The sequence below is a fragment of the Streptomyces sp. AM 4-1-1 genome, assembly GCF_029167625.1.
Taxonomy (GTDB): Bacteria; Actinomycetota; Actinomycetes; order Streptomycetales; family Streptomycetaceae; genus Streptomyces.
Genome location: NZ_CP119145.1, coordinates 5,566,360 through 5,580,216 on the forward strand (window position 1 = coordinate 5,566,360; position 13,857 = coordinate 5,580,216).

At 72.7% G+C, this 13,857-nt stretch carries 11 protein-coding genes and 1 pseudogene; 8 read left to right on the plus strand and 4 right to left on the minus strand.

Annotation, left to right across the window (positions count from 1 at the left end):
* Positions 1–139: 139 nt before the first annotated feature.
* The 3 genes from PZB75_RS23690 to PZB75_RS23700 are packed head-to-tail and all read left to right on the plus strand — an operon-like array spanning position 140 to position 3,120.
* A complete protein-coding gene (locus tag PZB75_RS23690) occupies positions 140–895 on the plus strand; it encodes a lysophospholipid acyltransferase family protein (protein ID WP_275537308.1) in 756 nt (251 codons plus the stop codon).
* A complete protein-coding gene (locus PZB75_RS23695; protein WP_275537309.1) occupies positions 892–1,902 on the plus strand; it encodes an NAD(P)H-dependent glycerol-3-phosphate dehydrogenase in 1,011 nt (336 codons plus the stop codon). Before PZB75_RS23690 ends, PZB75_RS23695 begins: the two co-directional genes overlap by 4 nt.
* A gap of 60 nt (positions 1,903–1,962) precedes the next feature.
* Positions 1,963–3,120 (plus strand): D-alanine--D-alanine ligase family protein, encoded by a 1,158-nt coding sequence (locus PZB75_RS23700; protein ID WP_275537310.1) that lies wholly within the window; start codon positions 1,963–1,965, stop codon positions 3,118–3,120.
* Between the two features lie 297 nt (positions 3,121–3,417).
* Here the strand turns inward: PZB75_RS23700 and PZB75_RS23705 are convergent, their stop codons facing one another.
* Together PZB75_RS23705 and PZB75_RS23710 are read right to left on the minus strand one after the other, a co-directional pair.
* Positions 3,418–3,912, minus strand: coding sequence for a DUF3515 domain-containing protein (locus PZB75_RS23705; RefSeq protein WP_275537311.1), 495 nt, complete (start codon positions 3,910–3,912; stop codon positions 3,418–3,420).
* A 20-nt stretch (positions 3,913–3,932) separates the two neighbouring features.
* On the minus strand, positions 3,933–4,166 hold the full coding sequence (locus PZB75_RS23710) for an Lrp/AsnC ligand binding domain-containing protein (protein ID WP_275537312.1): 234 nt from the start codon (positions 4,164–4,166) through the stop codon (positions 3,933–3,935).
* Between the two features lie 324 nt (positions 4,167–4,490).
* On the opposite strand from PZB75_RS23710, the gene PZB75_RS23715 reads away from it, so the two are divergent.
* Positions 4,491–5,462 carry a thiamine-phosphate kinase gene (locus PZB75_RS23715; RefSeq protein ID WP_275537313.1) on the plus strand — a complete coding sequence of 324 codons (972 nt, stop codon included), beginning with the start codon at positions 4,491–4,493 and terminating at the stop codon, positions 5,460–5,462.
* Positions 5,463–5,471: 9 nt separating this feature from the next.
* Entirely contained in the window at positions 5,472–6,320 is an 849-nt protein-coding gene (gene thiD, locus PZB75_RS23720) for a bifunctional hydroxymethylpyrimidine kinase/phosphomethylpyrimidine kinase (protein ID WP_275537314.1), read from the plus strand.
* Between the two features lie 210 nt (positions 6,321–6,530).
* On the opposite strand, the gene rpmB is transcribed toward thiD, so the two are convergent.
* Entirely contained in the window at positions 6,531–6,716 is a 186-nt protein-coding gene (gene rpmB / locus PZB75_RS23725) for a 50S ribosomal protein L28 (protein ID WP_275537315.1), read from the minus strand.
* A 258-nt stretch (positions 6,717–6,974) separates the two neighbouring features.
* Here rpmB and PZB75_RS23730 point away from each other — a divergent pair, with 258 nt between their 5' ends.
* A complete protein-coding gene (locus PZB75_RS23730; protein WP_275538839.1) occupies positions 6,975–8,753 on the plus strand; it encodes a DAK2 domain-containing protein in 1,779 nt (592 codons plus the stop codon).
* A 212-nt stretch (positions 8,754–8,965) separates the two neighbouring features.
* On the opposite strand, the pseudogene PZB75_RS23735 reads toward PZB75_RS23730, so the two are convergent.
* A pseudogene (locus tag PZB75_RS23735) lies at positions 8,966–10,093 on the minus strand (HSP90 family protein); the annotation flags it as partial.
* Positions 10,094–10,408: 315 nt separating this feature from the next.
* Between PZB75_RS23735 and recG the strand changes: the two are divergent.
* Together recG and rsmD are read left to right on the plus strand one after the other, a co-directional pair.
* A complete protein-coding gene (gene recG / locus PZB75_RS23740; protein ID WP_275537316.1) occupies positions 10,409–12,655 on the plus strand; it encodes an ATP-dependent DNA helicase RecG in 2,247 nt (748 codons plus the stop codon).
* A gap of 603 nt (positions 12,656–13,258) precedes the next feature.
* Positions 13,259–13,843, plus strand: coding sequence for a 16S rRNA (guanine(966)-N(2))-methyltransferase RsmD (rsmD, locus tag PZB75_RS23745; RefSeq protein ID WP_275537317.1), 585 nt, complete (start codon positions 13,259–13,261; stop codon positions 13,841–13,843).
* The last annotated feature ends 14 nt before the right edge of the window (positions 13,844–13,857 follow it).

Consider the following 13,857-nt stretch of genomic DNA (forward strand, 5'->3'; position numbering starts at 1 on the left):
CCGGAGGACCGGCCGGGAATGCGGGGCGTACGGTGTTCTCGACAGAGCCGGGGGCTGGGGAGAGACTTGACCGTCGGTGGCCGGGCAGCGGACCGGTCCCGGCGATGTCGTCCCAGTCGTCCCGGAGGAAGGTGTCCGAGTGTCCCGCCGCAGAATCGGCTTCTGGTACCGCCTGGCCGCGGTCATCGCGAAACCGCCACTGGTGGTTCTGTTCAAGCGGGACTGGCGGGGAATGGCGCACATTCCGGCCGAGGGCGGATTCATCACCGCGGTCAACCACAACTCGTATCTGGACCCGCTCTCCTACGGGCATTTCCAGTACAACAGCGGCCGGGTGCCCCGGTTCCTCGCGAAGGCCGGTCTCTTCAGGACACCCTTCATCGGGATGATGCTGCGCGGCACCGGACAGATCCCGGTCTACCGCGAGACCACCAACGCGAAGGACGCCTTCCGCGCCGCCGTCGCCGCCATCGAGCGTGGCGAGTGCGTCGCCTTCTACCCCGAGGGCACGCTGACCCGCGATCCCGGTATATGGCCGATGGCGGGCAAGACCGGCATCGCCCGCGTCGCGCTGCTGACCAAGGCCCCGGTCGTCCCCGTAGCCCAGTGGGGCGCCAACGACGCGATGCCGCCGTACGCCGAGGAGAAGAAGCTCCGGCTGTTCCCCCGCAAGACCCTGCGCGTACAGGCCGGACCGCCCGTCGACCTCTCGCGGTTCCACGACCGGGAACCGACGGCCGAGGTGCTGCGCGCGGTGACCGACACCATCATGGCCGCGGTCACCGCGCAGCTGGAGGAGGTACGCGGCGAGAAGGCCCCGGCCGAGCCCTACGATCACCGCAAGGCCCGCGCGGCACAGAGCCGCAGGGCAGCCGAAGGAAAGGGACCCCAGTGACCCACCCCGTGAAAGCCGCTGTCTTCGGAACCGGCTCGTGGGGTACGGCCTTCGGCATGATCCTCGCCGACGCCGGCTGTGACGTCACCCTCTGGGGGCGCCGCGCCGAGGTCGCGGAGGCGATCAACACCACCCGTACCAACCCCGACTACCTGCCGGGAATCGAACTCCCCGCGACCGTCCGGGCCACCACGGACCCCGTCGAGGCCCTGCGCGGCGCCGAATTCGCCTTCCTGGTCGTGCCCTCGCAGACACTGCGCGCCAACCTCGCCGACTGGGCGCCGCACCTGGAGTCCGACACCGTCCTCGTCTCGCTGATGAAGGGCGTCGAACTCGGCACCGCCGAGCGGATGAGCGAGGTCATCGGGAGCGTCACCAAGGTCTCCGCGGACCGGATCGCGGTCATCACGGGCCCCAACCTCGCCAAGGAGATCGCCGAGCGCCGGCCCGCCGCCGCCGTCGTCGCCTGCCGGGACGAATCCGTCGCCCGGCGTCTCCAGGCCGCCTGCCACACCCCGTACTTCCGCCCGTACACCAACACCGACGTGGTCGGCTGCGAGCTGGGCGGCGCGGTCAAGAACGTCATCGGTCTCGCCGTCGGCATCGCCGACGGCATGGGCCTCGGCGACAACGCCAAGGGCTCGCTCATCACCCGCGGCCTCGCCGAGACCACCCGGCTGGGTCTGGCCATGGGGGCCGATCCGCTGACCTTCTCCGGACTCGCCGGCCTCGGCGACCTGGTGGCGACCTGTTCGTCCCCGCTGTCGCGCAACCACACCTTCGGCACCAACCTCGGCCGCGGCATGACGCTCCAGGAGACCATCGCCGTCACCAGGCAGACCGCCGAGGGCGTCAAGTCCTGCCAGTCGGTGCTGGATCTGGCGCACCGGCACGGCGTCGACATGCCGATCACCGAGACGGTCGTCGGGATCGTCCACGAGGGCAAACCGCCGATGGTCGCGCTCGCGGAGCTGATGTCGCGCAGCGCCAAGGCCGAGCGACGCTGACCCGCGACAGGCCGGAGCGACGCTGACTCGGCGGGTACCAGCAGGTACGCTCATCGCGATATGAGCAGCAAGAACCTCCCCCAGAGCCCTGAGCAGCAGGGCCGCAAGCCGCGGGTGGCCGTCGTGTTCGGCGGTCGCAGTTCCGAACACGGGATCTCCGTCGTGACCGCCGGCGCCGTCCTCGGCGCCATCGACCGGACCAGGTACGACGTCCTGCCGATCGGCATCACCGTGGACGGCCGTTGGGTACTCGCCGCCGACGAGCCCGAACGCATGGCGATCAGCGACCGGCGGACGCCCGACGTGGACCAGCTGGCCGAGGGCACCGAGGGCTGCGTGGTGCTCTCCGTCGATCCCGGCGACCGCGAGGTCGTCCACAGTGAACCCGGGTCCGTCCCCAAGGCGCTCGGCGAGGTCGATGTCGTCTTCCCCGTCCTGCACGGCCCCTACGGCGAGGACGGCACGCTCCAGGGCCTGCTGGAGCTCTCCGGCGTGCCGTACGTGGGCGCCGGTGTCCTCGCCTCGGCGATCGGCCAGGACAAGGAGTACATGAAGCGGGTGTTCACCTCGTTCGGGCTGCCCGTCGGCCCCTACCTGGTGTTCCGCCCGCGTGCCTGGGAGACGGACCCCGCCGCCGTCCGGGCGCGGATCGTGGACTTCGCCGGTGAACACGGCTGGCCGCTGTTCGTGAAGCCCGCCCGCGCCGGCTCCTCCATCGGCATCACCAAGGTCGACGACCTCGCCGGACTCGACGAGGCGATCGAGGAGGCCCGCCGCCACGACCCCAAGTTCCTGGTCGAATCGCTGCTGCGGGGCCGTGAGATCGAGTGCGGGGTGCTGGAGTTCGAGGACGGACCACGCGCCAGCGTGCCCGCCGAGATCCCCCCGGTCACCTCGCACGCGTACTACGACTTCGAGGCGAAGTACATCGACTCGGCGCCCGGACTCGTCCCGGCGCCGCTCACCGAGGAGGAGACGGCCGAGGTCCAGCGGCTGGCCATCGCCGCCTTCGAGGCCGCGTCCTGCGAGGGGCTGGTGCGCGCCGACTTCTTCCTCACCGAGAACGACGGCTTCGTCATCAACGAGATCAACACCATGCCCGGCTTCACCCCGATCTCCATGTACCCGAAGATGTGGCAGGAGAGCGGTGTGAGCTACCAGGAACTGGTGGGGCGGCTGATCGAGGCGGCCCTGCACCGGTCGACCGGGCTGCGCTGAGGCGCGTACCCGTCGGCGCATGCCGTTCGCGGCGGGCTTCGTCCTGTCGCGAACGGCAGCCGGTAACGGCACTGGTGCCGTTACCGGCAGGCTTTGCCCTGTCGCGTCGCCCAGCACTTCCCCGAGCTCTCGGCTCCGCTCGACCGGGGGAGGCCCCATCCTCGCCGCGTTGGCCAAAAGCCCTGGTAGCTCCTCCCCCAAGGTCTTGAGGACCAGGGCCCCTCAGAACGTCCGGCCGCCTTGCGGCCGCAAGCGCCGGACGACGCTCCTTCGGGGCAAACATGGCCGGTAACGGCACTAGACGCTGTCGGGGACCGTCGCCAGGACGGGCGCGGCGAACGCCGTCAGCGGACCGGCGTCATGGGCGTACTCCTTCGGAAGGGTCACCTCGACGTACGCCTTGCGGTACGTGGTCGTGAACCGCGGTCCGGCGTCGCCCGACTGCTCCAGCAGCCAGTTGACGCCGTTCACCTCGACGGCTCGGGCGTCCGGGTCGTCCATCCTGGCGGGCCGGGGGACGCCGCAGCGCAGTACGATCGCCCCGTCCCCCCGCCCCCAGCCCGCGGTGAGTTCGGACGCGGGCCGGGGGTCGTTCCGGTCCAGCTCCGCGACGGTCCCCGGCAGCTCCTTGTGCAGCGCGCGGCAGTGGGCCGCGACCTTGGACGACGGGGTGGGGACCGTGATCGACGCCTCGGCGTCCGTGACGGAGCAGCCCACCGCGGCCAGGAGCACGACGGCGGTGGATGGGCCGAGGAACAGGGGACTGCGGAGCCGAAGCCGGTAGGACGTCACCGGCCCAGCGTAGACGGGGGCTACAGGTGCACGACCGGACAGGTCAGGGTTCGGGTGATCCCGTCCACCTGCTGGATCTTCGCGACCACCATGCGGCCGAGTTCGTCGACGGTGTCGGACTGCGCCCGGACGATCACGTCGTAGGGGCCGGTGACGTCGTCCGCCTGGATCACTCCCGGAAGGTCGGAGATGGACCGGGCGACGGCCGTCGCCTTGCCCACCTCGGTCTGAATAAGGATGTACGCCTGTACCACGGAACCTCCAGGACGACCACGAGGATCATGTGGGGGGGAAAGGGGACGCCACGTTATCGCGTCGCCGAGGGCCGCGGGGAGACCTGGGGGTCGTACGGCGTCCACAGCGTGGCGTACGGAAGACAGAAGTTGACGTAGCACTTGACGGTACCGACAGCGACGACGGCCCGCGACCGCGGGCGCACGGGTGCGGACGGGGGACAGACATGCCGGAACTCCCGGGGCAGACTGCTCCCGGCGGCGCCCTTGGGCCCGGTTCCGGAACCATGGCCGCCGAAGCAGCCCGGACGCCTGTCCGGCGCGATACATGAGAGGTGAGACTCGGTGAAGGGAACCGTGGGCGAGTTGGGGGAGTTCGGGCTCATCAGAGAGCTCACTTCCCGGCTCACCACCACTCCGGCGGTACGGCTCGGCCCCGGCGACGACGCCGCGGTCGTGGCCGCTCCCGACCGCAGAGTCGTGGCCAGCACTGATCTCCTGCTGGAGGGACGGCACTTCCGCCGCGACTGGTCGACGGCGTACGACGTCGGGCGCAAGGCCGCCGCGCAGAACCTCGCCGACATCGCGGCGATGGGCGCCGTGCCCACCGCGCTGCTGCTCGGTCTGGCCGTACCCCCCGAACTCCCGGTGACCTGGGCGGGCGAACTGATGGACGGTATTCGCGACGAGTGCCAGGTCGCGGGGGCGGCGGTGGTCGGCGGCGACGTCGTACGCGGCGACACCATCACCGTCGCGATCACCGCGCTCGGCGATCTGCGCAACCACGAACCCGTCACCCGCTCCGGCGCCCGGCCCGGCGATGTCGTCGCCGTCACCGGATGGCTCGGCTGGTCCGCCGCCGGATACGCCGTCCTCTCCCGGGGTTTCCGCTCGCCCCGCGCGTTCGTCGAGGCCCACCGGCGCCCCGAACCGCCGTACCACGCGGGACCCGCGGCGGCCGGGCTCGGCGCCACCGCCATGACGGACGTCAGCGACGGACTCGTGGCCGACCTCGGGAACATCGCCGCCGCCAGCGAGGTCCGGATCGATGTGCGCTCGGGGCTCATCGACATCCCCTCGCAGATGTCGGACATCGGCCAGGCCGTCGGCGTGGACCCTTTGCAGTGGGTGCTCACCGGGGGAGAGGACCACGCGATCGTCGCGACGTTCCCGGCGGACGTGAAACTGCCCGCCCGCTGGAGGGTGATCGGCGAGGTCCTCAAGCCGTCGGCGCTGCCGTACGTGACGGTGGACGGGGCGCCCTGGACGAGCCGGGGCGGCTGGGACCACTTCGGGGACATCGAGGACGCCCAGTAGATTCGCGGTATGCGAAGCGTACGGACAACTCCCCGGGCCCCGCGACGGGTACCGCCCCGGGTGCTCACCGTCGCCGGTTCCGACTCCGGCGGCGGTGCGGGCATCCAGGCCGACCTGAAGACGATGCTCGCCCTCGGGGCGCACGGCATGAGCGTGCTGACGGCCGTCACCGCGCAGAACTCGCTGGGGGTGCAGGGTGCGTGGGAACTGCCCGTGGAGGCGGTGCGCGCCCAGTACCGCAGTGTCGTCGACGACATCGGCGTCCAGGCGGTGAAGACCGGCATGCTGGCGTCGGCGGCGCTCGTGGAGACCGTCGCCGGCCTCCTCGCCTCGACGGACGCGCCGGTCGTCGTGGACCCGGTGGGGGTCTCCAAGCACGGTGATCCGCTGCTGGCGGCGGAGGCGCTGGATTCCGTACGCACGCTGCTGCTGCCGACGGCCACGGTCGCCACCCCCAACCTCGACGAGGTGGCCCAGCTCACCGGCCTCACGGTCACCGACGAGGCCGGCATGCGGCGGGCCGCCGCCCGGATACTCGCCCACGGGCCGCGCTGGGTGGTGATCAAGGGCGGGCACCTGCCGGGCGAGGCGGTGGACCTGCTCACCGACGGCGCCGAGGAGCACTGGCTGCGCGCGCCGAGGCACGACAACCGGCACACGCACGGCACGGGATGCACCCTCGCCTCCGCGATCGCCACCGGTCTCGCGCACGGCCAGGACGTCCCGACGGCGGTGCGCGGGGCGAAGGCGTACGTCACCGGGGCGATCGAGGCGGGCTTTCCGCTGGGCGCGGGGATAGGCCCCGTGGACCACGGGTGGCGGACGCGCGGGGAGGGCGGCGGCACGGGTACCGGCTGACGGCCGGGCCGGGGGGCGGTGCGCGGGGGGCCGGCCCGGGGGGCTGGACGCGGCCTCGGGACCGGTGTTCGGGGCGCGCGACGCGCAGGAGCGGGCGGCCGGCCCGGGGAGCGGACGCCGTGAGCGAGTCGGCTGAACACAGCAAAAAGCCGGTCCACCGAGGTGGACCGGCTTCTTGGGCAACCGGAAGGCTGCGCTACGACGGGTACGTCAGCGCGCGACCTTGCCGGCCTTGATGCACGAGGTGCAGACGTTGAGCCGCTTCGGCGTCCGACCGACCACGGTACGCACGCGCTGGATGTTGGGATTCCAGCGACGGGACGTACGGCGGTGCGAGTGCGAAATACTGTTGCCGAAGCCCGGCCCCTTGCCGCAGACGTCGCAGTTGGCAGCCACGGGTCACTCCAAAGACTTCAGGTGCACTTACAGTGAATTCCGGTACGCCGGATTCATTTGACTGAAGTGGCGGTACCGGAGGAATGGCCCGACTCTCATCGGGCAACCGAAGCAGCATACAACGGCTGCGTCGGTAGAACGAAACTACCACGGGTTTCACCGCTCCCCACGCCGCCCCTGTGCCCGCGGTCCGCCCCGTCCGGACGCTAATCTGCGGTGCAGCCAGCCCCCCACGGCCGCTTCAAGGAGGACCATCAGGTGCCGCAGTCCGCCGAGGCCATCGACGCCGTCACGGTCCGGACCTGGTGTTCACTGGCGCTGGAAGCGCTGGGCCGGGAGCGCCAGGAGATCGACGCGATCAATGTGTATCCCGTCGCGGACGGGGACACCGGCACGAACCTCTATCTGACCGTCGAATCGGCCGCCGCGGCCGTGGAGGCGGTCTTCGCCGCCCATGAGACCGGGCCCTCGGTCCCGGCCGCCGCCGACGCCGTACACGCCATGGCGCACGGGGCGCTGATCGGGGCCCGGGGCAATTCCGGCACCATCCTGGCCCAGTTGCTGCGGGGCATGGCGGGGGTGCTGGCCGACGGGGGTGACGCGGACCATCTGCGGACGGCGTTCGACCGGGCGGCGCGGGCGGCCCGGCAGGCTGTCGCCCATCCCGTCGAGGGCACGGTGCTGACGGTGGCGTCCGCCGCCGCCGAGGCCGCCGGGCGGACAGCGGGCGCGACCTCCGCGGTGGCGCGGGCCGCGTACGCGGGGGCGTGCACGGCGCTGGACGCGACCCCCGGGCAGTTGGCCGTACTGGGGCGCGCGGGCGTCGTGGACGCCGGCGGACGGGGGCTGGTGGCGGTGCTGGGCGCGCTGGTGGAGGCCGTGGCGGGGGAACCGCCGGTACGGACGCCCGCGATCGTCCCGGCGGCGGGCGCCGACGCGGCGCTCGGCGAGGGGCCCGACTTCGACGCGGTGTCCGGCGACGCGTCCGGCGTGACGTGTCCGGCCGCGGCCGGCGGCTCGGGCCCTGAGCCGGACGACGGGCCGGACGCTGGTGCGCGCGACGAACGGGACGGCGGGCCGGGGGCGTGCCCCGCGGGCGCGGCGGACGGCGGCCCGGAGAGTGGTCCCGCCTTCGAGGTGATCTATCTGCTGGAGGCCGACGACGACGCGGTCACGCGGCTGCGGTCCCGGCTCGACGGGCTCGGTGACTCCCTGGTCGTGGTGGGCGGCGACGGGCTCTGGAACGTCCACGTGCACGTCGACGACGCGGGGGCCGCCATCGAGGCGGGGATCGAGGCGGGGCGGCCGTACCGCATCCGGATCACCCACTTCGGCGCCAACGCGGTCTCCGGGGCCCGCCCGCACCGCGAGCCGGTCCAGCGGGGGGTCGTGGTGGTGGTCCCCGGCGACGGCCTCGCGGGACTCTGCGTGGAGGCGGGGGCGACGACGGTGCTGGCCCGCCCCGGAGAGCCGCCGGCCAGCGGCGAACTGGTCGACGCCATCCGCCGCGCCCACGCACGCGAGGTGGTCCTGCTGCCCAACGACGCGGAACTGCGCCACACCGCGGCGGTCGCCGCCGAGCAGGCCCGCACCGAGGGGGTCCGGGTCGCCCTGATTCCCACCCGCGCCGCTGTCCAGGGCATCGCCGCGCTCGCCGTCCACGAACCGGGCCGCAGCTTCGACGAGGACGTGGTCGCGATGACCGCCGCCGCGGGCGCGACCCGGTACGCCGAACTGGCCGTCGCCGAACGGCAGTCCTGGACCATGGCGGGCATCTGCCAGGCGGGCGACATCCTGGGCCTGATCGACGGCGACGTCGCGGTCATCGGCCACGACGTGCCCGGCACGGCCAGAGCGGTGCTGGACCGGATGCTGGCGGCGGGCGGCGAACTCGTCACGCTGGTCCTGGGCGAGGACGTCCCGGACAGCCTCGCCGGGCTGCTGGAGGACCATGTGCGCGAGGGGTATCTGGCGGTCGACACGACCGTCTACCGGGGCGGCCACCAGAGCGCGCCCCTCCTGATCGGCGTCGAGTAGGCGTCGAGCAGGTGTCGAGCAGGGCAGGGCGCCCACCCCGCTCCATCCGGCGGCCGGGCGAGCGGGCCCCTCGTCGGTGTCGTCCAGCGGTTGCTCGCAGTCGTTGACGAGCAGTTCGCCGGTCTGCCGGCGGGTGTCGGCGAGTTCGGCAGCTCGTCCGGCGCGGCCTTCAGCGCCGTCTCGCACTCCCGTACCGCCCGCCGCATCGAACTGTCGTGCCGCGCCGGCGACTTCACGCCCAGCTGGCGGACCGAAAGGAACTCCGCCAGCCGCCCGGGATCACCCGCCGCCAGATCCGTCAGCCAGTGCCTGATCCGCCCGCCCAGTGCCTCCCGTACCGCCGCCAAGGTCTCGTCCGCGTACGGCGCCTCCCGCGAAGCGGTCGGCCGCAGGCTGTCCGTGTCGATGACACAGCGCACGAAGAACGCCCAGCCCGGCAGCAGTTCGTCCGCCCGGTCCGTCAGCAGCATCCCCTTGAGATGCACCCGGTGCCCCGCGCGCCGCGCCGGACTCACGGCCGACGGCAGGACGTACGCCACACCGCGGACCCCGGCCGCCGGAAGATCCAGCTCGATCGCGTCGAGCGGCGAGAAGCCGAACTGCTCGTGGCAGTGGCGCCCCAGCGCGCCCCGCCGGACCGCGGGACCCGGATACGGGCGGTCCCACGGCGCCGGCGGGTCGGTGACCCGGACCTCGCCGACCCGCACGTCGTACGGCAGCAGCGAACCGAATTCACGGGCGAGCCCGAGGACCCGCTCCCCGCTGACCCAGTCACGGCTCCCGGGACGGGCGGTCGGCTCGACCGTGGTCCCCGGTTCGGGGCGCGCGCCGTCGTCGAGCGTGCGCACGGTGTACGAGCCGTCGTCGGGGGCGCGCCACTCCACGGGCGGTGCCTGAGGGGTCCGGGCCGACCGGCTCACCACCCGGATCTCCACCGCGACGACGAAGCAGGCCAGCAGCCCGATCCCGAACTGTCCGAGGAAATCGGCGCGCGCCGAGGCCAGACCCGCCGCGCCGTCCCGTTTGGAGCTGCGGCCGATCGTGGCGAGCAGGCTGTGGACGTCGGACTCGGTCAGGCCGATCCCGCTGTCCTCCACCCGCAGTCGGCCGTCCTCGGCGGAGAGCCGCACCACGGCGGGGGCGTCGGCCTGTTCGGCACGCCGGGCGGTGATGGCGTCGACCGCGTTCTGCGACAGCTCGCGGAGATGGACACGGGGAGAGGAATAGAGGTGATGGGAGAGCAGATCGACCAGACCCCGCAGATCCACCTGGAAGGTGTGCGGCGGGGGAGAGGACGGCGACTCGGGGGACGGGGAAGTGGCTGAGGTCTCGGAGGTCATCGTCGCCGCGCCGGTGGGGGACGGGCGACGGCGCGGGTCGGGCGATCGCGTGGGAGGTGATCGCGAAGAAGGTGGGAGTTGATCCTGGTGGTGCCCGGCCGGGCCGGTATCGGGGCGGGTATGCCGCGGTGGCGGGTGGGGAGGAGCGGCGGAGCCGGGCCGGCCGACGGAGACGCGGCGGTGCGAGGCGCCGGGACACGGGACCCGGCATGATCCGGACGGACGGCCCGAGGGGGCCCGGGGGCCCGTTCCGGCCGGCGGTTCCGCGCGGCCCACGGGGCGCCCGCCGGACATCTGTCAGTGGCGTGGTGTGCAATGGACCCCGTGTCCGCGCTCGATGAACCCCTCAAGAAGCTGCTCGGCGGAGCCACCGCGAAGGTGATGGCCGAACACCTCGACCTGCGTACGGTCGGTGATCTGCTGCACCACTACCCGCGGCGGTACGAGGAGCGCGGCCGGCTCACCGCGCTGGCCGACCTCCCGCTCGACGAGCACGTCACCGTCGTCGCCCAGGTCGCCGACGCCCGGATCATGGTGTTCAACAACGGCAGGGGCAAGCGCCTCGAAGTGACCATCACGGACGGCAGCGGCCGCCTCCAGCTGGTCTTCTTCGGCAACGGCATCCACAAACCGCACAAGGACCTGCTGCCCGGCCGGCGGGCCATGTTCGCGGGCAAGGTCACCGTCTTCAACCGCAAGACGCAGCTGGCCCACCCCACGTACCAACTGCTGGAGGCCGAGGACACCGACGAGGCGACGGAGGCGGTGGACGCCTTCGCCGGACGCCTGCTGCCGCTCTACCCGGCCTGCAAGCAGATCGACTCCTGGCGGATCGCGAAGGCCGTCGACGCCGTGCTGCCCAGCGCCCAGGACGCGACCGACCCACTGCCGCCCGCGCTGCGCGAGGGCCGGGGCTTCGTCCCCCTGCCGGAGGCGCTGCTGAAGATCCACCGGCCGCGGACCAGGGCCGACGTCGAGGACGCCAGGCAGCGGCTGAAGTGGGACGAGGCGTTCGTCCTCCAGGTCGCCCTCGCCCGACGACGGCACGCCGAGACCCAACTGCCGGCCGTGGCCCGCAGACCCGCCCCCGGCGGACTGCTCGACGCCTTCGACGCGAAGCTGCCGTTCACCCTCACCGACGGCCAGCTGAAGGTCTCCGGGGAGATCTTCGACGACCTGGCGACCGAGCACCCGATGCACCGCCTCCTCCAGGGCGAGGTCGGCTCGGGCAAGACGATGGTCGCGCTGCGCGCCATGCTCGCGGTCGTCGACACGGGCGGCCAGGCCGCCCTGCTCGCGCCCACCGAAGTGCTCGCCCAGCAGCACCACCGGTCCATCACGGAGATGATGGGCGAGCTGGCCGAGGGAGGCATGCTCGGCGGCTCGGACCAGGGCACGCGGGTGGTGCTGCTCACCGGTTCGATGGGTGTCCCGGCCCGCCGCCGGGCCCTGCTCGACCTGGTCAGCGGCGAGGCCGGGATCGTGATCGGCACGCACGCGCTGATCGAGGACAAGGTGCGGTTCCACGACCTGGGCCTGGTGGTCGTCGACGAGCAGCACCGCTTCGGGGTGGAGCAGCGCGACGCCCTGCGCTCCAAGGGCGACCGGCCGCCGCATCTGCTGGTGATGACCGCGACGCCCATTCCGCGCACGGTCGCGATGACCGTCTTCGGTGACCTGGAGACCTCCGTACTGGACCAGCTCCCGGCCGGACGCTCCCCGATCGCCACCCACGTCGTCCCCGCCAAGGACAAACCGCACTTCCTCAGCCGGGCCTGGGAACGCGTCCGCGAGGAGGTCGGGAAGGGACACCAGGCGTACGTCGTCTGCCCGCGCATCGGTGACGCGGCCGAATCCGGCGGCGAATCCGCCCCCGCCGAGGGCGCGAAGAGTGTCAGGGGCGCCAAGGGCGGCGGCGGGAAGCCGGCCGCGGACGACGCCGAGAAGCGTCCGCCGCTCGCGGTCCTGGAGGTCGCCGAGCAGCTGGCCGAGGGCGCGCTCGCCGGTCTGCGCGTCGAGGTGCTGCACGGCAGGATGTCCCCCGAGGACAAGGACGACGTCATGCGCCGCTTCACCGCGGGCGAGGTCGACGTCCTGGTCGCCACGACCGTCATCGAGGTGGGGGTCAACGTCCCCAACGCCACCGCGATGGTGATCATGGACGCGGACCGGTTCGGCGTCTCCCAGCTCCACCAGCTGCGCGGACGCGTCGGACGCGGTTCGGCCCCCGGCCTGTGCCTGCTGGTCAGCGAGGCGCACGAGGCGAGCCCCGCCCGAGCCCGGCTCGCGGCCGTCGCCGCCACCCTGGACGGCTTCGAGCTGTCCCGGATCGACCTCGAACAGCGCCGCGAGGGCGATGTGCTCGGCCAGGCCCAGTCCGGCGTCCGCTCGTCCCTGCGGGTGCTCACCGTCATCGACGACGAGGAGGTCATCGCGGCGGCCCGCGAGGAGGCCGTCGCGGTCGTCGCCGCCGACCCGGAGCTGGCGCACCTCCCGGAACTGCGCACCGCGCTGGACGCCCTGCTCGACAAGGACCGCGAGGAATACCTCGACAAGGGCTGAGCGGACAGGGCCCTGGACCGTAGGAGCGGGTACGGGCGAGTACGTACGGGCACGGGCACGAACGTTACGGGCGGTACCGGCGGCAGCACGACCGGCGGACGAGGTTCCGAGGACAGGGACTCGCGTTCTCATGAACGGGGAGGCGCCCCGGGACCTCGGGCCGCAGACGACCGGCAGAGCATGTCGGGGACGGGACAGGACGGGACAGGGCAGGGCGGGGCGGGGCGGGACAGGGATGGTCGGGACGGACCCCGAGCTGGGAAACCGCCGTGCCGCTCGCGGGTACCTCCAGCCTGACCGTCATCGAATACGAGCCGCTGGGCGTCGTTGCCATGGCCGTGTCACGCCATCGCGCCGGAGCCGTACGGGCGCACGTAGCCGTGCGCGGACCGGGGGCCACCGGTGGCACGTAGCCGTGCGCGGACCGGGGGCCACCGGTGGCCCCCGGGGCACGATCCGCCGCGCCTCGGCGGCCGTGTGCGGGCCGGCCACCGGCCCCGGCCCGCACACGGCCGTACGCCCCGTCGCGACCCGACGCCATATCGTGGGTGTCACGGCGCCCGCAGCACCCTGCGCGCCGCCCCGACCCGAGGACCGACACCCATGACCCGCGTGATCGCCGGCACGGCCGGCGGACGCCGCCTGGCCGTCCCGCCAGGCACCGGCACCCGCCCCACGTCCGACCGCGCGCGTGAGGGGCTGTTCTCCACCTGGGAGGCCCTGCTCGGCACCCTGGAGGGCATCCGTGTCGCCGATCTGTACGCCGGCTCGGGCGCCGTCGGCCTCGAAGCGCTCTCCCGGGGCGCGTCCCACGTCCTGCTCGTCGAGGCCGACGCCCGCGCCTGCCGTACCGTCCGCGACAACGCCCGCGCGGTCGGCCTGCCCGGCGCCGAGATCCGGACCGGCAAAGCGGAACAGATCGTGACGGGACCGGCGCCCGACGGCCCGTACGACGTGGTGTTCCTGGACCCCCCGTACGCCGTCACCGACGACGATCTCCGCGAGATACTGATCACACTCCGTGCCCAGGGGTGGCTCATGGAGGACGCCCTCGTCACCGTGGAACGCAGCACCAGAGGCGGAGAATTCAACTGGCCCGGGGGATTCGAGCCACTGCGGGCCCGTCGCTACGGCGAAGGGACGCTTTGGTACGGTCGCGCGGCCCTTACGTGCGAAGACGCACGATGACCGGACCGGAGAGC

Bases quoted from the DNA above. Each gene is read 5' to 3' on its own strand.
- PZB75_RS23700 (WP_275537310.1), top strand. From the start codon at position 1,963: ATGAGCAGCAAGAACCTCCCCCAGAGCCCTGAGCAGCAGGGCCGCAAG.
- thiD (WP_275537314.1), top strand. From the start codon at position 5,472: ATGCGAAGCGTACGGACAACTCCCCGGGCCCCGCGACGGGTACCGCCC.
- recG (WP_275537316.1), top strand. From the start codon at position 10,409: ATGGACCCCGTGTCCGCGCTCGATGAACCCCTCAAGAAGCTGCTCGGC.
- rsmD (WP_275537317.1), top strand. From the start codon at position 13,259: ATGACCCGCGTGATCGCCGGCACGGCCGGCGGACGCCGCCTGGCCGTC.